General features: G+C 69.7%; 17 protein-coding genes. 15 read left to right on the top strand and 2 right to left on the bottom strand.

Features of this window, described 5'->3' with window-relative positions; genetic code table 11:
* The 12 genes from rsmH to JGU66_00370 are packed head-to-tail and all read left to right on the top strand — an operon-like array spanning position 1 to position 14,545.
* A complete protein-coding gene (rsmH, locus tag JGU66_00425) occupies positions 1-906 on the top strand; it encodes a 16S rRNA (cytosine(1402)-N(4))-methyltransferase RsmH (GenBank protein MBJ6759204.1) in 906 nt (301 codons plus the stop codon).
* A complete protein-coding gene (locus JGU66_00420; GenBank protein ID MBJ6759203.1) occupies positions 903-1,304 on the top strand; it encodes a cell division protein FtsL in 402 nt (133 codons plus the stop codon). The genes rsmH and JGU66_00420 overlap by 4 nt, the downstream gene beginning before the upstream one ends.
* Positions 1,301-3,322: a transpeptidase family protein gene (locus tag JGU66_00415; protein ID MBJ6759202.1), complete on the top strand. Its 2,022-nt coding sequence runs from the start codon at positions 1,301-1,303 to the stop codon at positions 3,320-3,322. The genes JGU66_00420 and JGU66_00415 overlap by 4 nt, the downstream gene beginning before the upstream one ends.
* A gap of 51 nt (positions 3,323-3,373) precedes the next feature.
* A complete protein-coding gene (locus JGU66_00410) occupies positions 3,374-4,897 on the top strand; it encodes a UDP-N-acetylmuramoyl-L-alanyl-D-glutamate--2,6-diaminopimelate ligase (protein ID MBJ6759201.1) in 1,524 nt (507 codons plus the stop codon).
* A 36-nt stretch (positions 4,898-4,933) separates the two neighbouring features.
* Positions 4,934-6,334: a UDP-N-acetylmuramoyl-tripeptide--D-alanyl-D-alanine ligase gene (locus tag JGU66_00405; protein ID MBJ6759200.1), complete on the top strand. Its 1,401-nt coding sequence runs from the start codon at positions 4,934-4,936 to the stop codon at positions 6,332-6,334.
* Entirely contained in the window at positions 6,335-7,513 is a 1,179-nt protein-coding gene (locus tag JGU66_00400; protein MBJ6759199.1) for a phospho-N-acetylmuramoyl-pentapeptide-transferase, read from the top strand.
* A 23-nt stretch (positions 7,514-7,536) separates the two neighbouring features.
* Positions 7,537-8,904 carry a UDP-N-acetylmuramoyl-L-alanine--D-glutamate ligase gene (gene murD, locus JGU66_00395; GenBank protein ID MBJ6759198.1) on the top strand — a complete coding sequence of 456 codons (1,368 nt, stop codon included), beginning with the start codon at positions 7,537-7,539 and terminating at the stop codon, positions 8,902-8,904.
* Positions 8,905-8,908: 4 nt separating this feature from the next.
* The gene (gene ftsW, locus JGU66_00390; GenBank protein ID MBJ6759197.1) at positions 8,909-10,087 is read left to right on the top strand and encodes a putative lipid II flippase FtsW; all 1,179 of its coding nucleotides are present in this window, start codon (positions 8,909-8,911) and stop codon (positions 10,085-10,087) included.
* Positions 10,084-11,229, top strand: a complete 1,146-nt coding sequence (gene murG, locus JGU66_00385) for an undecaprenyldiphospho-muramoylpentapeptide beta-N-acetylglucosaminyltransferase (protein MBJ6759196.1) — start codon at positions 10,084-10,086, stop codon at positions 11,227-11,229. The genes ftsW and murG overlap by 4 nt, the downstream gene beginning before the upstream one ends.
* Positions 11,226-12,653: a UDP-N-acetylmuramate--L-alanine ligase gene (locus JGU66_00380; GenBank protein ID MBJ6759195.1), complete on the top strand. Its 1,428-nt coding sequence runs from the start codon at positions 11,226-11,228 to the stop codon at positions 12,651-12,653. The genes murG and JGU66_00380 overlap by 4 nt, the downstream gene beginning before the upstream one ends.
* A 3-nt stretch (positions 12,654-12,656) precedes the next feature.
* Complete coding sequence (locus tag JGU66_00375; GenBank protein MBJ6759194.1) at positions 12,657-13,592, top strand: UDP-N-acetylmuramate dehydrogenase; 936 nt, start codon at positions 12,657-12,659, stop codon at positions 13,590-13,592.
* Positions 13,589-14,545: a D-alanine--D-alanine ligase gene (locus JGU66_00370; GenBank protein MBJ6759193.1), complete on the top strand. Its 957-nt coding sequence runs from the start codon at positions 13,589-13,591 to the stop codon at positions 14,543-14,545. Before JGU66_00375 ends, JGU66_00370 begins: the two co-directional genes overlap by 4 nt.
* Before the next feature lie 69 nt (positions 14,546-14,614).
* On the opposite strand, the gene JGU66_00365 is transcribed toward JGU66_00370, so the two are convergent.
* Together JGU66_00365 and JGU66_00360 are read right to left on the bottom strand one after the other, a co-directional pair.
* Positions 14,615-15,160 carry a DUF1801 domain-containing protein gene (locus tag JGU66_00365; GenBank protein MBJ6759192.1) on the bottom strand — a complete coding sequence of 182 codons (546 nt, stop codon included), beginning with the start codon at positions 15,158-15,160 and terminating at the stop codon, positions 14,615-14,617.
* Positions 15,161-15,298: 138 nt separating this feature from the next.
* Positions 15,299-16,483: a beta-lactamase family protein gene (locus JGU66_00360; GenBank protein ID MBJ6759191.1), complete on the bottom strand. Its 1,185-nt coding sequence runs from the start codon at positions 16,481-16,483 to the stop codon at positions 15,299-15,301.
* Positions 16,484-16,841: 358 nt separating this feature from the next.
* On the opposite strand from JGU66_00360, the gene JGU66_00355 reads away from it, so the two are divergent.
* The 3 genes from JGU66_00355 to JGU66_00345 all read left to right on the top strand — a co-directional run bounded on the left by JGU66_00355 (position 16,842) and on the right by JGU66_00345 (position 20,306).
* Positions 16,842-17,900, top strand: a complete 1,059-nt coding sequence (locus JGU66_00355; GenBank protein MBJ6759190.1) for a hypothetical protein — start codon at positions 16,842-16,844, stop codon at positions 17,898-17,900.
* A 148-nt stretch (positions 17,901-18,048) separates the two neighbouring features.
* On the top strand, positions 18,049-19,332 hold the full coding sequence (locus JGU66_00350) for a radical SAM protein (protein ID MBJ6759189.1): 1,284 nt from the start codon (positions 18,049-18,051) through the stop codon (positions 19,330-19,332).
* Positions 19,329-20,306 (top strand): hypothetical protein, encoded by a 978-nt coding sequence (locus tag JGU66_00345; protein MBJ6759188.1) that lies wholly within the window; start codon positions 19,329-19,331, stop codon positions 20,304-20,306. The genes JGU66_00350 and JGU66_00345 overlap by 4 nt, the downstream gene beginning before the upstream one ends.
* The last annotated feature ends 11 nt before the right edge of the window (positions 20,307-20,317 follow it).

The following is a 20,317-nucleotide window of genomic DNA, read 5'->3' as shown; positions in this document are numbered from 1 at the left end:
TTGGACTTCCAGCATCAGACCGTGCTCCTCCAGGAGACGGTGTCGCTGCTGCAGCCGGGAGCGGGGAAGGTGATCCTCGACGGCACCCTGGGGGGCGGAGGCCACTCGGAGGCGCTCCTCGCCTCGGGTGCGACCGTGGTGGGCGTCGACCGGGACCCTGTCGCCCTGGCCGCCGCCACCCAGCGCGTGGGCGGGAGCCCCCGCTTCCAGGCGCGCCAGGGGAACTTCGGGGACCTGCTCCGCGTGGCCGCGGACCTGCTGCCGGTGGACGGCGTGCTGGTGGACCTGGGCGTGTCGTCGCCCCAACTCGATGTCGCCGAGCGCGGCTTCTCCTTCTCCAAGGATGGCCCGCTGGACATGCGCATGGGGCCGGACGGGCCCACCGCCGCGGAGCTCATCGCCAGCACGGACGAGCGCGACCTGGCCTTTCTCCTCAAGGACCTGGGCGAGGAGCCCTTCGCCCGGCCCATCGCGCGGGAGCTCAAGCGCGCGCTGCCCACGCGCACGCTGGAGGCCGCCGAGGTCGTCAAGCGCGCGGTGCCGCGCAAGGCGTGGCCCACCCGCATCCACGTGGCCACCCGGACGTTCCAGGCGCTGCGGATGGCCGTCAACGGTGAGCTGGAGGCGCTGGACGCGCTGCTCGCCGCGCTGCCCAAGCTGCTCAAGGTGGGCGGGCGCGCCGCCGTCATCTCGTTTCACTCGCTGGAGGACCGCAAGGTGAAGGAAGCCTTCCGGTCGCTGGCGGGCCAGTGCACCTGTCCCCCGGGCTTGCCGGTGTGCGCCTGCGGGGGCGTGGGAGACTTCGCGCTGCTCACGAAGAAGGCCGTGGCGGCGTCCGAGCAGGAAATCGAGGCCAACCCCCGGTCTCGCAGCGCGCACCTTCGCGGCGTGGAGAAGATTCGATGAGCAAGACGTCCCCGCGTGGCTCCGTGACCCTGACGGGTGTGCTGCTGCACCTGCTGCCCGCCGTCTTCCTCTTCGCGCTGTTCGCCGCGGTGGGCATCCTCCACGTCACCAGCCGCGTGCTCGTCGTGGACATGGGCTACCGGCTGTCCCAGGAGGAGGGCGAGAGCCGTGCCCTGGCGCGGGAGAACGACCGCCTGAAGCTGGAGCTGGCCACTCTCAAGGGGCCGGTGCGGCTGGAGCGCGTGGCGCGTGAGCAGCTCGGCATGGCCATGCCCGCGGGTGGCGCGGTGGTGTCGCTGGGCGCGGATTCGCGCCGGCCCCCGGCGTCGGCGACTCGGGTGGAGGCTCGCGCCGCCGCGCCCTCGACCCGAGTGGCGGAGCGGGGGACGGCTCGGTGAGGGATTTCAAGGCCGCCAGGGCTCCCGAGCCCAACGCGAAGTGGCTCAAGCTTCGGGTCCAGCTGCTGTTCGGGCTGTTCCTGACGCTGTTGGGAACGGCCTTCGCGCGCGCGGTCTTCCTCCAGGTCTTCGAGCAGGCCAAGCTGCGCGGGCTCGCCCAGGACCAGTACGTCCGTCAGATTGAGATTCCCGCCCGCCGCGGCGACATCTTCGACCGGCGCGGCACGCCCCTGGCCCAGAGCGTGGAGGTGGACTCCATCTGGGTGGACCCCTCGCTCCTGCCGGATGTGCGCGCGGCCTCGCGCGCCATGGCCCGCGTGCTGAAGGTGGACGGGGACGAGCTGTTCGGCCGGCTGTCGCGGGCCAAGCGCTTCGCGTGGGTGAAGCGGCAGGCCAAGCCCCAAGAGGTGGAGGCCATCCAGGGGCTGGGGCTCCCGGGCCTGGGCTTCACCAAGGAGCCCCGGCGCTTCTATCCCCAGCGAGAGCTGGCCGCGCACGTCGTGGGCCTGGTGGGCACCGACGGCCACGGCCTGGAGGGCCTGGAGCTGGCCTTCGAGGACGAGCTGTCGGGACAGAACTCGCGCCTGTCCGGCTTCCGTGACGCCAAGGGGCGCAAGCTCCTGGTGCAGGGCGCGTTGGATCCGCTGGAGCGGCAGGGCGCCTCGGTGACGCTCACGCTCGACCGGCACCTGCAATACGTGGCCGAGAAGGCGCTGAGCAAGGCGGTGGAGGAGTCCCGCGCGGTGGCCGGGACGGTGGTGGTGTTGGATCCGCGCACCGGCGAGCTGCTCGCCCTGGCCAACAACCCCCGCTTCAACCCCAACGCTCCCGAGGGGAGCGACCGCGGCTCCATCCGCAACCGCGCCGCGCTGGACACCTTCGAGCCCGGCTCCACGATGAAGTCCTTCGTCATGGCGGCCGCGCTGGACCAGAAGCTCATCACCGCCGACTCGACGTTCTTCTGCGAGAACGGCGCGTGGCCGGTGGGCCGGCACACCATCAACGATACCCACCCCCACGGGAACCTGAACATCGAGGGCATCCTCCAGGTGTCCTCGAACATCGGCACCGCGAAGGTGGCCAACGTGCTGGGCCGTGAGCGGCTGGTGGCGGCCTACCACGCGTTCGGCTTCGCGGAGCGCACCGGCCTGGCGCTGCCCGGCGAGGGGCGGGGCGTGATTCCCTTCCCCAAGGCGGACGTGGCCCTGGCCACCCAATCTTTCGGGCAGGGCATGACGGCCACCGCGGTTCAGGTGGCGGCCGGCTATGGTGCACTGGCCAACGATGGCGTGCTCATGCGTCCCTATCTCGTCTCCAAAGTGGTGGACCCGGACGGGGTAGTCTTGCTGGAGAACCAGCCCACGGAGCTGCGGCGGGTGGTCTCCGCGAAGACGGCTCGGCAGGTGGTGGGCATGCTCGAGAGCGTCGTGAACAAGGGAGGAACCGCGCCTCGGGCCGCCATGGCGGAGTACCGCGTGGCGGGCAAGACGGGCACCGCCCAGAAGGCGGACCCGGTGGCGCGGGGGTACTCGGACAAGCGGATCGCCTCCTTTGTCGGCGTGGTGCCGGCCGAGGCACCGCGTGCTGTGATTCTCGTCGTAGTGGACGAACCGAAGACGGACGTATACGGGGGGCTCGTGGCTGCCCCCGCCTTCAAGGAAATCGCAACCGCCGCCATGGCCCACCTGGCTGTGCCCCCGTCTCGGACGGTGGCACCTCCAGAGGGAGTCGCGGCGGCCGTTCCCCTGGCGCCTCCCCCGGCGTCCAAGGCCTCGGCCAAGGCAGCCCCCATCAAGGCGGCCCTGGCGGAAGCGGTGACCGAGACCCCGGAGCCTGGCACGGTGCGTGTGCCAGACGTCCAGGGACAGGCGGGCCGTGACGCGGTGGTGCAGTTGTTGGCCGCGGCTCTGGAGCCACAGGTACTGGGCAGTGGACGTGTGGTGTCTCAAACCCCCGCCGCCGGCTCAATGGTGGAGAAGGGGGCCCGGGTGACGCTGGAGCTTGCCACGCGGCAATAAGGCCGCGCCCGCTCCAGGCCCCGCGCTTGCAATACGTGTGAAGGGGAAGAGATGAAGCTGACGGATGTCCTCGCAGGGTGTGGAGCCGAGCAGACCTCGGGCGGCCGTTCCGCGGTTGACGTCACCGGTGTGACGCAGGACTCGCGGCGCGTGAAGCCGGGGGACCTCTTCGTCGCCGTGCCGGGGACCAGGGAAGACGGTGCCCAGTTCATCGGGGAGGCCGTGTCGCGCGGCGCCGTGGCCGTGGTCTCCGAGAAGCCAGTGCCCGCGTCCCAGGTGCCTTTCTTCAAGGTTGGCAGCGCGCGAAAGGCGCTGGCGCTCATCGCCGCCAATTTCTACGGACGCCCCGCGGACAAGCTCACGCTGCTCGCGGTGACAGGAACGAACGGAAAGACGACGACCACGTACCTGCTGGAGGCCATGAGCACCGCGGCCTACGCGTCCACGGGCGTGATTGGCACGCTCGGGTACAAGTTCGGCGGCAAGACGGTGGAGAGCCCGAACACCACGCCGGATCCACTGGAGCTGCACCGGATCTTCCGGGAGATGGTGGACGCGGGCGTGGAGACGGTGGTGATGGAGGTCTCCAGCCACGCGCTCGCGCAGGAGCGGGTGCACGGCCTGACGTTCAAGGCCGCCGGCTTCAGCAACCTGAGCCGCGACCACCTCGACTACCACAAGGACATGGAGGACTACTTCCAGGCGAAGCGGAAGCTCTTCGCCGAGAACCTGTCCGCCACCGGCGTGGCCGTGGTGAACGGCGACGACACCTACGCCAGCCGCGTCTACAACGAGCTGCGCGGCCAGAAGCGCATGGCGTGGAAGTTCAGCCGCCTGGGCAACGGTGAGGTCTCCGCCACGGACGCGACGTTCACGCTCCAGGGCATCAAGGCCACGCTCAAGACGCCCGCGGGTGACATCCCCGTGAAGAGCAAGCTGCTCGGGCCCCACAACCTGGAGAACATCCTCCTGGCGGCGGGAATCGGCCTGGGCGCGGGCTTCTCGCGCCGCGATGTGCAGGACGGCATCGAGCGCATGTCGCGCGTGGATGGCCGCATGGAGCGCGTGGAGAACTACGGCCCCGGGCCGGGTCCCGCGGTCCTGGTGGACTACGCCCACACGGATGACGCGCTCAAGCGCTCCATCGAGGCGTCGCGCGCGCTGGCCAAGGGCCGCGTCATCGTGGTGTTCGGCTGCGGCGGAGACCGCGACAAGGGCAAGCGTCCGCTGATGGGCGCGGTGGCCGCCGAGGGCGCCGACCTGGCCGTGGTGACCAGCGACAACCCGCGCACCGAGGAGCCCGAGGAGATCATCGCGCAGGTGACGCCGGGCCTGGAGAAGGGCGGCCTGCGCCGCATCTCCGTGGGCAAGGCGAAGAGCGGCGAGAAGGGCTACCTGGTGGACGCCGACCGGCGCGCGGCCATCGAGCAGGCCGTCAACCTGGCGAAGGAGGAAGACGTCGTCCTCATCGCGGGCAAGGGCCACGAGGTGCATCAGGTCATCGGCGCCCAGAAGCACACCTTCGATGACCGCGAAGTGGCGGCCAAGGCGCTGGCGAGCCGTACGCCAGGCTGAGCCGAAGCCCACCCGTCGCCGCGCTCGCACACCGTTATGGCCGCTCGATTCTCCGACGACGAGGTGGTTCAGGCGACCGGGGCCACCCGGCGCGGCGAGCCGGTCCCCACCGGCTTCTCCGCGGTCTCCACGGACACGCGGACGCTCTCCCCGGGGTGCCTCTTCGTGGCACTCCAGGGCGAGCGGTTCGACGCCCACGACTTCGTGGACGGTGCGGCACGCGGCGGCGCGGCGGGCGCGGTGGTGAAGCGCGGGCGGGGGCTTCCCTCCCTGCCCGAGGGCTTCGCGCTGTTCGAGGTCGATGACACCCTGGCCGCGCTCGGCGGCCTGGGGCGCCACCACCGGATGCGCTTCGACATCCCGGTGGCGGCGGTGGGGGGCAGCAACGGCAAGACGACCACCAAGGAGATGGTGGGCGCCATCCTCGCCGTGCGCGGCCCCGCCCTGAAGACCGAGGGCAACTTCAACAACGAGGTGGGCGTCCCGTTGACGCTCTTCCGCCTCGAGCCTCAACACGTGGCGGCCGTCATCGAGGTCGGGATGAACCGGCCCGGTGAGATTGAGCGGCTCACCCGCGTGGTGCGGCCGGACGCGGGCGCCATCACCGTGGTGCAGCCCGAGCACCTGGAGGGGCTGGGCAGCCTCCAGGGCGTGGCGGACGCGGAGGGCGAGCTGTTCCGCGAGCTGTCCGCGCGCGCGACGGCGGTGGTGAACCTGGATGACGCGCTGGTGGCCGCGCAGGCCGCGGGCTCGCCAGCGAAGCGGCTGACGTTCGGGCGGGCCGAGGGCGCCGACGTGCGGCTCGTGGCCGTGGAGACGCTCGGGCGCGACGGCATGGTGGCCACGGTGCGGCACGCGGGCGTGGACTGGCGGGTGCGGCTGCACTTCGTGGGACCGCACAACGCGCAGAACGCCACGGCGGCCTTCGCGGTGGCGCTGGCGCTGGGGTACACGCCCGAGGAGTGCGCGCGCGGCCTGGCGCAGGCGCGGCCGTACTCGCGGCGCCTGAATGTGTTGGACGGGCAGGGCGGCGTGACGGTGGTGGACGATTGCTACAACGCCAACCCCGCCTCGATGGAGGCCGCGCTGGCGACACTGGCCACGCTGGTGCCCGAGGGCGGCCGGCAGGTGGTGGTGCTCGGGGACATGTTGGAGCTGGGCCCCGGGGAGCTGGAGGAGCACGCGAAGCTGGGGGTGCAGGCGGGGCGGCAGGTGTCGCTCGCGGCCTTCTTCGGGCCGCGCTCCTCGCGAGGGTTCGAGTCCGCGGGCCTGGGTGAGGCCGCGGCGCACTTCACGGAAGTCGAGCCGCTGGTGGCGTGGTTGAAGCCCCGGCTGCGCTCGGGCGACGTGGTGCTGGTGAAGGCCAGTCGCGGCATGCGGCTGGAGCGGGTGGTGGCCTCCCTGACGGGCACGGCCGCTCCTGGAGGGAGCCACTAAGTGCTGTATTTCTTGTACGAGGCCATCCAGAACACGGAAGCGGGGCGCATCCTCAACTTCCTGCGCTATCCGACGTTCCGCATCATCGCGGCGGGGGTGTTCGCGCTCCTGCTCGGCATGCTCATCGGGCCTCGGGTCATCGCGCGGCTTCGGCTCACCCAGCACGGGCAGAGCAACGTGCGCGAGGACACGCCGGACTCGCACCAGAAGAAGAAGGGCACGCCCACCATGGGTGGCGCGCTCATCCTCGTGTGCATCGCGGCCGGGACGATGTTGTTCGCGGACCTCAAGAGCCGCGCCGTCTGGGTGATGCTGCTGTTGACGTTTGGCTACGGCTTCATCGGCTTCCTGGATGACTGGCTCAAGCTGTCCAAGCGCAACTCGAAGGGCCTGGCGGGCCGCAAGAAGATGGTCCTCCAGACCTTCTTCTACCTGGTGGCCGTCTTCGGGCTCTTGTGCACGTGGACGAAGGCGGATGGCTCGTTCGGGCCCACGCTGCTCATCGACACGCGCCTGACGTTGCCGTTCATCCCGTCGCACTGGTTCAACCCGGACCTGGGCTGGTTCTACGTCCTGTTCGGCTGGCTGGTGGTGGTGGGGACATCCAACGCGGTGAACCTCACGGACGGCCTGGATGGACTGGCCATCGTGCCCACCATCGTGTCGGCCGTGACGTTCTGCGTGCTCTGCTACGTGGCGGGCACCACGCTGCACATCGCGGACACCGAGACGGTGAACGGGGTGGCGCGCCTCACGGCCACGCCGCTCTACAAGTACCTGGGCATCCTGCAGGTGCCGGGCGGCGCGGAGCTGGCGGTGTTCTGCGCGAGCATCGTGGGCGCGGGCATCTCGTTCCTGTGGTTCAACACGTATCCGGCCTCGGTCTTCATGGGCGACATCGGCTCGCTCGCGCTGGGTGGCGCGCTGGGCGGGCTGGCGGTGCTGTCGAAGAACGAGGTCGTGTCCGCCATCATCCACGGCATCTTCTTCGCCGAGGCCCTGAGCGTGATGATCCAGGTGGCCTCGTACAAGATGACGGGCAAGCGCGTCTTCAAGATGGCGCCCGTCCATCACCACTTCGAGTTGAAGGGGCTGGCGGAGCCGAAGATCATCGTCCGCTTCTGGATCGTCGCCATCCTCTGTGGCGGCGTGGCGCTCCTGTCCCTCAAGCTGCGCTGAGCGCGAGCGAGGTTTCGCAGGCCATGACGACGTCGCTGTCCGGTCGGAAGGTGTTGGTGTTCGGGCTGGCCAAGAGCGGCGTGGCGGCCCTCCGCCTGCTGCTCGCGAAGGGCGCCCAGGTGACCGCGCTGGATGCGCGCTCGCGCGAGGCGCTGGGCGACGTGGCGACGGAGCTGGAGTCTCGGGGCGCGACGCTCGTGTCGGGGGCCACGCCTCCGGGACTGCTCGAGCGCCAGGACCTGGTGGTGGTGAGCCCCGGCGTGCCGCTGTCGCTGCCGGAGCTGCAGGCCGCGCGCGACGCCGGCGTGCCCGTCTGGGGCGAGGTGGAGCTGGCCGCGTGCTTCCTCACGGTGACGCCGCTCATCGGCATCACGGGCACCAACGGCAAGAGCACCACCACGGCGCTGACCGGTGAGCTGTATGCGCGCGCGGGGCTGCGCACGTTCGTGGGCGGCAACCTGGGGCGGCCCTTGGCCGAGGCCGCGCTGTCCCCCGGTGACTGGGACTCGCTCGTGGTGGAGCTGTCCAGCTTCCAGCTCGAGGGCATCCACGCGCTGCGGCCTCATGGCTCGGCGCTGCTCAACCTCACGCCGGACCACCTGGACCGCTACGCGAGCCACCAGGAGTACGGCGAGGCGAAGGCGCGCATCTTCCGCAACCAGCACGGCACCGACTTCGCGGTGGTGAACGCGGACGACGCGGACGTGATGCGGCTGGCTCAGGCCGCGCGCGTGCCGGTGTATGGCTTCAGCCTGACGGGCACGCCGGTCGCGCCCGCGCCGAAGCTCGCGGGGCTGGCGGTGGCGGAGCCTGGGGGCTTCCGCCTGGACTCCCTGGGCGAGCGCTACACGCTGACGAACCGCGCGCTGCGCGGGGCGCACAACGCGCAGAACGCCATGGCGGCCACGCTGCTGGCCCGGCTGGGCGGGGTGTCCTCGGCCGCGGCGCAGGCGGGCCTGGACAGCTACCCGGGCCTGCCGCACCGGCTGGAGAGCGTGCGCGTGTTGGACGGCGTGGAGTGGGTGAACGACTCCAAGGCCACCAACGTGGACTCGGTGCTGGTGGCGCTGCGCGCCTTCGCGGGCGACCTGTGGCTGGTGGCGGGCGGCAAGGGCAAGGGCGCGCCGTACGAGCCCATGGTGGAGGCGGGGCGGGGCAAGGTGAAGGGCGTCTTGACCATCGGACAGGACGCGGACGTGATTGCACGGGCCTACGCGGGCGCGGCGCCGGTGCATGCGTGCGGCACGCTGGACGCGGCGGTGGCGCGGGCTCGCGAGCTGTCTCGGCCGGGAGACACGGTGCTCCTGTCGCCCGCGTGCGCGTCGTACGATCAGTTCAAGAACTTCGAGGACCGGGGCGACGTGTTCAAGCGCCTGGTCAGAGCGCTGTGACCCGATGAAGACCTCTCCTCCCACCGCCGCGCCCGCGCCGCCTCCCGTGCGGTTCGACCCGCTGCTGTTGTGCGCGGTGCTGGGGCTCGTGTCGCTGGGCTTGGTGATGGTGTACTCGGCGAGCGCGGTGCTGGCGCAGGACAAGCTCGGCGACAGCCTCTACTTCCTCAAGCGGCAGCTGAGCGCGGCCGGCATGGGGCTGGTGGCCATGGCGGTGATGATGAAGCTGGGCTGGCGCCGGCTGGCGCGCCTGGCCTACCCGCTGCTGCTCCTGGCCATCGTGCTGCTCATCGCCGTGGCCATTCCGGGCATCGGGACGACGGCGGGTGGCGCGCGCCGGTGGATCCGCCTGCCGGGCTTCAGCCTCCAGCCGGCGGAGATCGCCAAGTTCGCCTGGGTCGTCTACCTGTCGTACTCGCTGGCGAAGAAGCGCGAGAAGGTGGCCACGTTCTCCATCGGCTTCCTTCCCCACCTGGCGCTGTGCGGCATCCTGGTGCTCTTGTGCATGCTCCAGCCGGACTTCGGCAGCAGCGTGCTGCTCGTCTTCATGCTCTTCGTGCTGCTGTTCGCGGCGGGCACGAAGCTCAGCTACCTGGTGGGCTCGGTGCTGCTGGCGCTGCCCATGGCATACGTCGCCATCGCGACCAGCCCGTACCGCATGAAGCGCATCCTGGCCTTCCTGGACCCGTGGGCGCACCGGCACGACGTGGGCTATCAAGTCGCCGAGTCGCTCATGTCCATCGGCTCGGGCGGCGTGACGGGGCTGGGGCTGGGTGACGGGCGGCAGAAGCTGTTCTTCCTGCCCGAGGCGCACACGGACTTCATCTTCTCCATCCTCGGAGAAGAGACGGGGCTCATCGGCGTGGGGCTGCTGGTGCTGCTGTACGGGGTGGTGCTGTGGCGGGGCGTCCGCGCGAGCCTCGCGGCGGGCGAGACCTTCGGCACGTACCTGGGCCTGGGCATCACCTCCATCATCGCGTTCCAGGCCACCGTGAACATGTCCGTGGCCATGGGCCTGTTGCCGACGAAGGGGCTGACGCTGCCCTTCGTGTCCTACGGAGGAACATCCCTGGTGGTGCTGATGGCCGCGGCCGGTGTGCTGTTGTCGTTGAGCGCGAGCGCGCAGGGAGCGGTCAATCGCCCCGTGCGGGCGGGTTCGGATGTTCGGGGGGTGACCGCGTGAAGGTACTCATCGCCGGCGGTGGGACGGGCGGCCATCTGTTTCCGGGCATCGCGCTCGCGGAAGAGGTGGTGACGCGCCACCACGCGAACGAGGTCGTCTTCGTGGGCACGGAGCGCGGGCTGGAGTCCCGCGTGGTGCCGCGCGAGGGCTATCCGCTGGAGTTGGTGAAGGTGCAGGGCCTCAAGGGCAAGGGACTCGTGGGCCTCTTGAAGGGGCTGCTCGCGCTGCCGCTGGCGTTCATCGAGTCCTTCCGCATCCTCGCGCGCCAGAAGCCCGACGTGGTGGTGGGCGTGGGCGGCTACGCGAGCGGGCCGGTGGTGCTGGCCGCGTGGCTGATGGGCATCCCCACGGCCATCCAGGAGCAGAACGCGCTGCCCGGCATCACCAACAAGCTGTTGGGGCGCGTGGTGCGCGTGGTGTTCACCGCCTTCGACGAGGCGCGCCGCTTCTTCCCCGAGAAGAAGGTCCAGCTCATCGGCAATCCCATCCGCCGCAAGCTGATGGACAACTACCTGCGCAGCAGCGCCGCGCATGAGCACTTCTCGCTGCTCATCTTCGGCGGCAGCCTGGGCGCTCGCGGCGTCAACGCGCGCATGTTGGAGGCGCTGGAGCATCTGGGCGACCTGAAGGAGCAGCTCTCGTTCTTCCACCAGACGGGGAAGAACGATGTGGAGAGCGTGCGCCAGAGCTACGCGGACAAGGGCTTCCACGCGACGGTGGTGGACTTCATCGATGACATGTCCTCCGCGTACGCGCGGGCGGACCTCGTCGTGTGTCGCGCCGGAGCCACCACGCTGGCCGAGCTGACGGTGTGCAAGAAGGCCAGCATCCTGATTCCCTTCCCGCAGGCCACGGACAACCACCAGGAGGTCAACGCCAAGGCCCTGGTGGACGCGGGCGCGGCGATGATGTTCCGCGAGTCGGAGCTGACGGGGCAGAAGCTGGCGGAGACGCTCCGCGCGCTGATGTCCGAGCCGGCGAAGTTGAAGCAGATGGAGAAGCGGGCGGCCCTCTTGGGTCGGCCCGAGGCCGCCAAGGAACTGGCGGACGTGTGCGTGGACTTGATGGTGCAGGCCTACGGCCCCTCGGGCCGGGACCGCGGCGCGCGAGAAGAGAAGAAGGCCCCCAGGAGCGAGTCGTGACCCGGTCCCCCCCCAGCAAGCCTGTCAGCCTGTTCAAGACGCGCCACGCGGCGCATGTGCACTTCGTGGGGATTGGCGGCATTGGCATGAGCGGCATCGCCGAGGTGCTGCTCAACCTCGGCTACCGCGTGTCCGGCTCGGACATGAAGGAGAGCGACATCACCCGGCGGCTCGCGAAGCTGGGCGCCACGCTCTTCGAGGGGCACCGCGCCGAGAACCTGGTGCACGCGGACGTGGTGGTCATCTCGTCCGCCGTGCGCAAGGACAACCCCGAGGTGGTGGCGGCGCGTCAGCGGAAGATTCCCGTCATCCCTCGCGCGGAGATGCTCGCGGAGCTGATGCGCCTGAAGTACGCCGTCGCGGTGGCGGGCAGCCACGGCAAGACGACGACGACGTCCATGGTGGCCACCGTGTTGTCCGCCGCGGGGTTGGATCCCACCGCGGTGGTGGGCGGCAAGGTGAACGTGCTCGACTCCAACGCCAAGCTCGGCAAGAGCGAGCTGATGGTGGTGGAGGCGGACGAGAGCGACGGCAGCTTCCTCAAGCTGCACCCCTCCATCTCCATCGTCACCAACATCGACCCGGAGCACATGGACCACTACGGGACGCTGGACGCGCTCCAGACGGCCTTCGTGGAGTTCTGCAACCGGGTGCCCTTCTACGGGCTCAACGTGCTGTGCCTGGACAACCCCAACGTCCAGGCGCTCCTGCCGCGCATCGAGAAGCGCTTCGTCACCTACGGCAGCTCGCACATGGCGGACTACCGGCTGGAGGGCATCTCGCTCGACGGCTTCACCACCACCTTCCATGCGTTCCGCCGCGATGAGCCGCTGGGCGAGTTCCGCGTCCGCATGGTGGGCGCGCACAACGCCTTCAACGCGCTGGCCGTCATCGCCGTGGCGGAGGAGATGGACATCCCGCTGGAGACGGTGCGCGGCGCGCTCGCCGAGTTCGGGGGCGTGCAGCGGCGCTTCACGGTGCGCGGCGAGTCCGCGGGCGTCACGGTGGTGGATGACTACGGGCACCACCCCACGGAAGTGATGGCCACCCTGGCCGGGGCGCGCAAGGCGTTTGGCCGTCGCGTGGTGGTGGCCTTCCAGCCGCACCGCTACACGCGCACGCATGACCTGATGAAGGAGTTCGCCACGTCGTTCAACGACGCGGACGTGCTGTTCGTCACCAGCGTCTACGCGGCGGGCGAGGAGCGCATCCCGGGCGCCACGGGCGACGCGCTGGCGGATGCCATTCGCGCGCACGGACATCGAGACGTCACGTTCGTGGAGAAGCGCACGGACCTGGCGCGGGCGCTCCAGGAGCGGCTGCGTCCGGGTGACCTTGTGCTCACCCTGGGCGCGGGCGACATCACCCAGGTGGGGCCGGAGCTGCTGACGCTGCTCAACGCCTCCGGGCTGGCGAAGGCATAGACCATGGTCGAGGCGGGCGTGAGCACCGCTCTGGCCGCGCGCGTGGCGCGGCTGGAGGGTTGTGAGGTGAAGGCGGGCGAGCCCCTGGCGCCGCACACGAGCGTGCGCGCGGGTGGGGCGGCCGAGGCGCTGGTGCGTCCCCGCTCACCCGACGCGCTGGTGGCGCTGCTGCGGCTCGTGCGCGACGAGGGCATGCCCCTCACGGTGCTGGGCGGCGGGGCCAACACGCTGGTGGGCGACGGCGGCGTGCCGGGCGTCACGGTGCGCGTGCCGGGAGACCTGTTCCCCGAGCAGGTGGACGTGGGGCCCGAGGAGGGGCGGCTGACGCTCGGCACGGGCTCGGCCATCGTCCGGCTGGTCAACCTGATGCGCGCCAACGGCCTGGTGGGCGCGGAGTTCCTCGCGGGCATCCCCGGGACGCTGGGGGGCGCGGTGGCGATGAACGCGGGCACGAAGAACGGCGAGTGCTTCCGCGTGGTGGAGGCCATCGAGGTGGCCACGGCGGATGGGGTGGGGTGGCTGTCCAAGGCGCAGGTGCCGCACGAGTACCGGCACGCCTCGCTTCCCGAGGGGGGCGTGGTGACGCGGGTCCGCTTCGCGCTGCGCAAGGGCGACGTGGTGGCGAGCAAGGCGGCCATGGACGCGGACCTGGGCTACCGCAAGCGGACGCAGCCGCTCAGCCAGCCCAACTTCGGCAGCGTGTTCACCAACCCGCCGGGCGACTTCGCGGGCCGATTGATTGAACTCGTGTCCCTGAAGGGGCACACCCTGGGGCGCGCGCAGGTGTCCACCTTGCACGCGAACTGGATCGTCAACCTGGGCGGCGCCGCTGCCCGCGACGTGCTGGGCCTCATCACCCTCATGCAGCAGCGGGTGCACGAGGCGACGGGCGTCGACATGAAACCCGAAGTCAAGCGCGTGGGAGTGTTCCTGCCATGACCCGAGGCACCCGAGGCTTCACCCAGGCCGAACTCAAGACGAAGCGCGTGGCCGTCCTTCAGGGCGGTCTGTCCGCGGAGCGCGAGGTGAGCTTGCGCACCGGCGCGGCCGTCTCCGGGGCGCTCAAGGGGTTGGGCTACGACGTGGTGGACATCGACGTGGGCAAGGACCTGCCCGCGCGCCTCCTCGCGGAGAAGGTGGACGTGGCGTGGCTGGCGGTGCACGGCCGCTACGGCGAGGACGGGTGCCTCCAGGGGCTCTTGGAGTGCATGTTCATCCCCTACACGGGCAGCGGAGTGATGGCGTCCGCGGTGGGCATGGACAAGGTCTACGCGAAGGAAATCTTCGTCGCGCGCGGCATCCCCACGCCGCCGTACCGGGCCTTCCAGACGGCGGAGGCGGCGCTCGCGGCGGTGGACTCGCTGCCCTTCGGCTTCCCGGTGGTGGTGAAGCCCAGCCGCGAAGGCAGCAGCGTGGGCGTGCACATCTGCAAGACGCGCGAGGCGTACGTGGCCGCGGTGGAGGACGCCGCGAAGTACGCGGGCACCCTGCTGGTGGAGCAGTTCATCAAGGGCCGTGAGGTGCAGGGCGCCGTGCTGGACAACGAGGCCCTGGGCGTCATCGAGGTGCGCGCCGCCCGCGAGTTCTACGACTACGAGGCCAAGTACAAGGCTGGCAGTGGCACGCAGTACCTCTTCCCGGCCCCGCTGGAGCCCGCGCAGTACGAGCGGGTGAACGCGGTCTGCCTCGCCGCGCACCAGTCGCTGGGGTGTGCGGGCGCGTCGCGCTCGGACGTCATCGTGACGGAGAGCGGAGACGTGTTCCTGCTGGAGATCAACACGCTGCCCGGAATGACGGCCAGCAGCCTGCTGCCCAAGATTGCCGCGGGGCGGGGCATCGACTTCCCGGCCCTCTGCGAGCGGCTCCTGCTGGGCGCGTCGCTCAAGGCCTGAGGGGCGCCGTCCGCGTCCCTCGATGTATCCGGGGCGTCCCCTGCGCCCCTCCGCGTGGATGAGGCGACCTCAGCGCTTCAGCGGGTCGCCGAGCTTGTTGTTGAGCGCCACGGCCTCGCGCAGCAGCGTCGCGAGGGAGGCAGGGAGCTGCTGGCCGGAGCGGAGCCGCACGAACCGCATCCCTTCGCCGTCGCCCTCCAGGATGTGGTCCGGGTCGCGGAGCTGGCCACCGCGCCAGAGCCCGATGGTCAGATGGGCCTTGGCCGGCTTCGCGAGCACGAAGGGGCCCGCATGGTCCCAGATGGGGTGGCCCCACTTCACATAGGCCGAGGCCTTCGGTGCCACGGAAGCGACGAGCGCCGAGAGGGCCCGCGCGAGGTCCTGCTGCCACGGCTCCATCTTGGCGATGAACGCATCCACCGCCGCGCCCTGGGACGGAGAGGCCTTGGTGGTCGAGGGTGCCTTGGCGACCTTGGGGGCGGGCTTGGCCGCCGCGGGGCTCTTCTTCGCGGCGGGAGCCTTCTTCGCGACGGGGGCCTTCTTCGCCGTGGCGGCCTTGGGGGGGGCGGTCTTCTTCACGGTCTTGCGGGGGGCGGTCTTCTTCGCGGTGGCCATGGATGGGGTCTCGGTTGGGTTGGAGTCGCCGTTTCATGGTGACGTCGAATGACCCTTCAAGAGATCGACATGCCTCCTGAAAATTCTCGCGACCGCACTTCGAGGGTGTACCCCTCCATGCTCGACCCACGGCACGGCTCACTCCGCGGGCGGTGGATTGTACTCCCATCGCCACGGCATGTCGGTGGGGCCCAGGATGGCCTCCACGAGCGCGGGAAACACCTGAGGGCCCTTCACGCTGTTCGAGAGCATCAACACGCAGCGCTGGCCCTGTTCCAGGCAGAGGACGAAGTTGTCTGTCCATTCGTCATGGCCGCCCTTGAAGTACGCCGGGCCCGCACGCCCGTGGAACACGACGACCCCCAGCCCGGCCGACAAGGCGATGTCCTGATTGCGAGCGTCGGTCTCGGTGAGCAGCGTCGGAAACTGGTGCGCCGTGGAGATGGCGAGCTGCGAGGTCAGCATCTCCGCGTGGGCCTTGGCGGAGAGCCCCTCGCCGCGGACGAGCACTGAGAGAAACCGCGCGTAGTCCTCCACGGTCGTGTCCATGGAGCCCGCGGCGCGGACGCTCTCCCGCCGCTTGTGGACCTGCGCGGTGCCGTGCTCGTCGTAGCCGGTGACGACGTTGGACTCGAAGTCGTCGCGCCAGACCATGCTGGTGCGGTGCATTCCGAAGCGGTCGAAGATGCGGCGCTTCATCTCCTGCCCCACATCGAGCCCCAGCCCCGCGTCCTCCAGGACGAACTGCAGCAGGTTGATGCCTTCGCCGGAGTAGGCGTAGCGCGTGCCCGGGTCGAACTTGAAGTCGAGCTTCCCGTCTGGATTGAGGAAGCGGAAGTTGGGGAAGCCGGACGTGTGACTCAACAGCATGCGCGGTGTGAGCTGCTTCCAGCGTGGATCCCCCGCGAGGTCCGCGTACTTCGGATACGAGGGCAGGGGCTTCTTCAGATATCGCTCGATGGGCGTGTCCAACGTGAGCACGCCTTCGTCGACGAGCTGCAGGACCAGATAGGTGAACACGACCTTGGTCAGCGATGCGCCGTACATGACGGTGTCGGTTCGCAGCGGAGCGGATTGGCTCACGTCCCGGACGCCATAGGCCTTCAGCGACTGAACCTGTCCATCCTGGAGGATGGCGACCGCGAGCCCTGGGAGCCGGGCCTGCGTCATGAGGCGATGGACCGTGTCATCGAGGTCCGCGCCCGACTTCACTCGGACCTCCGCGGCGGGTGGCTTCGGCGTGGCCACGGTCTGGGTGACGCAAGCCGAGGAGAAGGACGCGAAGAGCAGCGACGCGAGCGTGCCGAGGTTCATGGAGGCCATGGCTCGAAGCATCGGCAATGAATGGCATGCCCGCAACGTGGAGGGAGACCGCGGGGGCGCGAGCTGGGATGGAGACATGAGGTTCCCTTCCTACTCGCGAGCCACGGGGTGATTGCGCTGGGCCTGGGGCTCCGTGGACACCCGTGCGCCGAGGTTGGGATGCGATTCGTGTGCGGACCCGCACCCGGTCGAGTCGGCCACACCGCGAAGAGCCGGTGGCACCCGCGTAGGGAACTCTCCATGACGAACGTGTCACGAGTGGACGGGCCCACGCGCGCGTCCCCAGAGTGAAGCGCGCTCTGCACCGGTCTTGCACAGAGCCCGAGCCTCAATCGAGAAGGAGAACCGCATGCGACGAATGCATACGTTGACGGTCGGTGTGCTGGCGATGCTGGGGGGCTGTACCGAGAGCAAGGTGGCACAGGACCAGGACATCGTCTTGAGTGGGCGGCTCCTGGACGAGGCCGGTGCGCCGCTCTCGAGCGCGTTGCTGAAGGTCTACCGCAGCGAGAACTCCTCCTGTGCGTTCGCGGCGTTCACGTCGAGCTGGCGGTCGGCGAAGACTGGCTCCGACGGCACGTTCAAGATGGACCTGCTGGGCGCGGACACGCGCAATGGGAGCATCGCGCGGTGCTTCGTGGCGCGCTCACCCACGCAGACGCAGGGCCGAAGTGTCTCGGCCTTCTTCCTCATCCAGCAGTTGGACTACGCGCTGCCCGCCCTCCAGGAGTGGACCGGCGGACTGACCTCCACCGTGGATGCGCAGGGCGTGAGCGTGGGCTTCCGTCCCTTGTCCGCGACGCACGGGGCCGGCACGGATGAGCATTCGCTGATGCTCGGGCCTTCGAGCGTTCAGATGGCCTGGCAGGTGGCCAAGGCGTCCTCGCCGACGCATGTGAGCGACTACGTCCTCGAGGACATGGACGGCCTCAAGGCCACCCTCAGCGTCGAGCGCACAGCGAAGGTGGGGAGCGAGACCCTCACGATCGCCTACTCCAGCGATGAGCTGGCGATGCCGCGCCGTGCCCGTGTTCCAATCAGCCGTGGCGCGACATGCGTGTACCAGGACGCGGGGACGCCCTGCGCCCTCACGAACGGTGGCCTCGCGGGGCTCGTGCTCTTCAAGACGGGGGTTCGAGACGTCTCGCTGCGGCTCGCGCGGCCCGCGGTGCTGCGCAAGGCCGTGCTGCGCAACTTTGAAATCGCGGGCACCATGACCGAGGTGGTGTTGGAGGGAAGCGTGGATGGCACGCAGTGGTTGCCCCTGGCGAACCTCCTGGCCGGCACGGGCGTGCAGCGCTTCATGGAGGTGGACCTCACGGGCGCGACGGCGGTGTCGCAGGTCCGGCTGCGCGCGACCCCGAAGGACACGACGGCGGAGCTTCGCTCGCTCGGGCAGCTCTCCGTCTTCGAGTAGCACCGCGCACGGCCTCGGTCGCATCGGACTCCCACGACACCCTCGTCTGGGCGTCCGCTGCTCTCGCTGAAGCAGGTCCCCGAGCGGCCCGGTGGATGGTTGGTGTCTGATTGACACTAAGCTGGGATGCTGCGACAGTGGCGGCGTCATGGACACTGCCTTCGTCGCCTTCATCCCGCTCTCGAACTGGCTGCGCGGATTTGATCGCTACCGCATGCGGTACTCGAAGGCGCTCATCGCGGAGTCGACCTTCCCCGGTGCGTTCTACATGTTGAAGGAGGACGAGTCCTGGGTGCCTGGGCTCGAGAAGGCTCGACGGTTGGTGGCGAAGCTGGGGCGCGCGAAGGATCGCGTGGTCGCGTTGCGCGCACGCCTGCCGACCTCGGGTGCCCATGCCATGCGCACCAACGACGTCACGGGGACGGGAATCGGCTGGCACTGGCCCTCTCCGGAGGTGCCGTTGAGCGGTGTGGCTTGGGTCGCGGACGACGGAACGCTGCGTCCCACGATTCACGAAGAGGTGACCGCTCAGGCCTTCATGCTCGACGACGCGGGGCTGACCCCTTGGGCAAGCTGCAGGCCTCGCAGCTTCTCGGTGCTGCCGGTGGCGCGGGCGTGTCAGGCGAAATGTGCGTTCTGTTTCTCGAAGGCCAGCGTCTCGGACCTCGCGCGGCAGCGGAGTGCCTCGCTCGAAGTCCAGTTGGCGTGGGCGGACCTCGCTCGGTCACGCGGGGCGGAGCGCGCCGTCATCACCGGAGGCGGCGAGCCGACGCTCTTGGCCTGGAGCCAGTTGCGCGCCTTGGTCCGGGGCCTCGCCGAGCGATATCCCAAGACACTCCTCATCACGAACGGCGCGCGCCTCGACTCGGAGCAGGTGCGTGCCCTGCGTGACGAGGGGCTCACCACGCTGGCCATCAGCCGGCACGGCGTCACGCGCGAGGACGACGCGCGCATCATGGGGTTGTCGATTGACGCGACTCCGCTCGCGAGCACCCCAGGGCTGCGCACCCGAGCCATCTGCGTGCTTCAGCGTGGCGGCGTGGATGTCGTGTCCAAGGTCCGTGCGTATCTCGAGCGCAGCGCGCGCGAAGGGTTTCACGAGGTCTGCTTCAAGGAACTCTACGTCTCCAGCCTCTCCGAGAGCGCCTGGGCACCGAGCTCGGTGAATCAGTTCTGTGCCGCGAACCAGGTGCCTCTCGAAGTCGTGCTCCGCGCGATGGATGAAGCGGGCCTCCGACAGGTGGCCGAGTTGCCGTGGGGGAGCCCGGTGTTCGAGGGAGAAGTCGCGGGCCGAGTGCTCCGCGTCGCGGCCTATACCGAGCCCTCGGTCGGTTGGGAGCGAACGAATGGCCGGGTGCGCTCGTGGAATCTCATGAGTGATGGAACCTGCCTGGCGTCGCTGGAAGATCCGGCCTCGGAGCTGCACCGATGAACCACGACGCCTTCCTCGCGCTGCGAGACTCGTTGCGCGCCAGCCGCCCCGAGCTGGTGGACCTGTCGGAACTCAACGTCTACCGGAGCCTGGCGTCGTCGTTCGCCGCCATCGCTCCGTCGGCACATCCCGAAGCGCCGTATCGATGTCACGTCGCGGAGCGATTCCTCGCGCAGCTCGGGCTCGATGCCGGGCTCAAGTCCCGCACTCAGGTGAGTCACGGCGTGCGCCGCTCCTTGCGAGCGCTGTTCGGGTGGCTCGCATCGCGCAACGCTCGGGTGGCAATCCCCGCCGACGTGTATCCGGTGTACCTCCGGCTCGCCGAAGAGGCAGGCGTGCATGTCCTGCGCTTCTCCGCGAGAGAGGGCCTGCCGCCGCTCGACCAGTGCGAGGCGCTCCTCCTCTGCGAGCCGCTCAAACCGTGGGGCCTCACGCCGCCGCGCGAGGACGCAGAGAAGGTGGAAGCGTGGGTCCGCGCGGAGCCGAACAAGCGAGTGCTGCTCATGGATTCCGCATACGCGACACCGCCGACTCCGTGGGTGCTTCGGCTGTTGCAGGAGGAACTCGCGTTCGTCCTCGTCTCGCTCTCGAAGGGGTGGCTCATCCCCGACCACGTGGGGTTGTGCCTCACGCCCGAGCGATGGCGGGAGGAGGTGCGCTCCGTCTTCGCACCGCTGCCGAAGGACGAGCAGAAGCTGCGCATCGGCTACGCGGCCCTCACGGAACACGCCTCGCGTCCGCAACAGGTCCGCGCGCTGCTCGCCGAGCGTGCGCGCACCCTGGATGCCTCCACGGCCCGCAGGCCCGAGCTTCGTGCCTCGCGCTGCGTCGGGTACTTCGCCACGTCGCCGTGCTCCTTCGATGAACTGCTGGCGCACGGAGTCCTCGGAGTGCCTGCCTCGGTCTTCGGCGGTCCCTCGCGGATGAGCATCCTGTCGAGCCTGTCCCCAAGCCCGAGCGCAGTGGCCTCCTGACCTGCACGCGT

This window comes from Myxococcaceae bacterium JPH2, from assembly GCA_016458225.1.
In the GTDB taxonomy this organism is placed as follows: Bacteria; Myxococcota; Myxococcia; order Myxococcales; family Myxococcaceae; genus Citreicoccus.
The sequence above is the reverse complement of the archived record's forward strand: the minus strand, read 5'-3'. Positions and strand labels throughout refer to the sequence as shown.

Bases quoted from the DNA above. Each gene is read 5' to 3' on its own strand.
- ftsW (MBJ6759197.1), top strand. From the start codon at position 8,909: ATGAAGACCTCTCCTCCCACCGCCGCGCCCGCGCCGCCTCCCGTGCGG.
- JGU66_00410 (MBJ6759201.1), top strand. From the start codon at position 3,374: ATGAAGCTGACGGATGTCCTCGCAGGGTGTGGAGCCGAGCAGACCTCG.
- JGU66_00360 (MBJ6759191.1), bottom strand. From the start codon at position 16,483: ATGGCCTCCATGAACCTCGGCACGCTCGCGTCGCTGCTCTTCGCGTCC.
- JGU66_00365 (MBJ6759192.1), bottom strand. From the start codon at position 15,160: ATGGCCACCGCGAAGAAGACCGCCCCCCGCAAGACCGTGAAGAAGACC.
- JGU66_00405 (MBJ6759200.1), top strand. From the start codon at position 4,934: ATGGCCGCTCGATTCTCCGACGACGAGGTGGTTCAGGCGACCGGGGCC.
- JGU66_00375 (MBJ6759194.1), top strand. From the start codon at position 12,657: ATGGTCGAGGCGGGCGTGAGCACCGCTCTGGCCGCGCGCGTGGCGCGG.
- JGU66_00350 (MBJ6759189.1), top strand. From the start codon at position 18,049: ATGGACACTGCCTTCGTCGCCTTCATCCCGCTCTCGAACTGGCTGCGC.
- JGU66_00355 (MBJ6759190.1), top strand. From the start codon at position 16,842: ATGCATACGTTGACGGTCGGTGTGCTGGCGATGCTGGGGGGCTGTACC.
- JGU66_00420 (MBJ6759203.1), top strand. From the start codon at position 903: ATGAGCAAGACGTCCCCGCGTGGCTCCGTGACCCTGACGGGTGTGCTG.
- JGU66_00345 (MBJ6759188.1), top strand. From the start codon at position 19,329: ATGAACCACGACGCCTTCCTCGCGCTGCGAGACTCGTTGCGCGCCAGC.
- JGU66_00370 (MBJ6759193.1), top strand. From the start codon at position 13,589: ATGACCCGAGGCACCCGAGGCTTCACCCAGGCCGAACTCAAGACGAAG.
- murD (MBJ6759198.1), top strand. From the start codon at position 7,537: ATGACGACGTCGCTGTCCGGTCGGAAGGTGTTGGTGTTCGGGCTGGCC.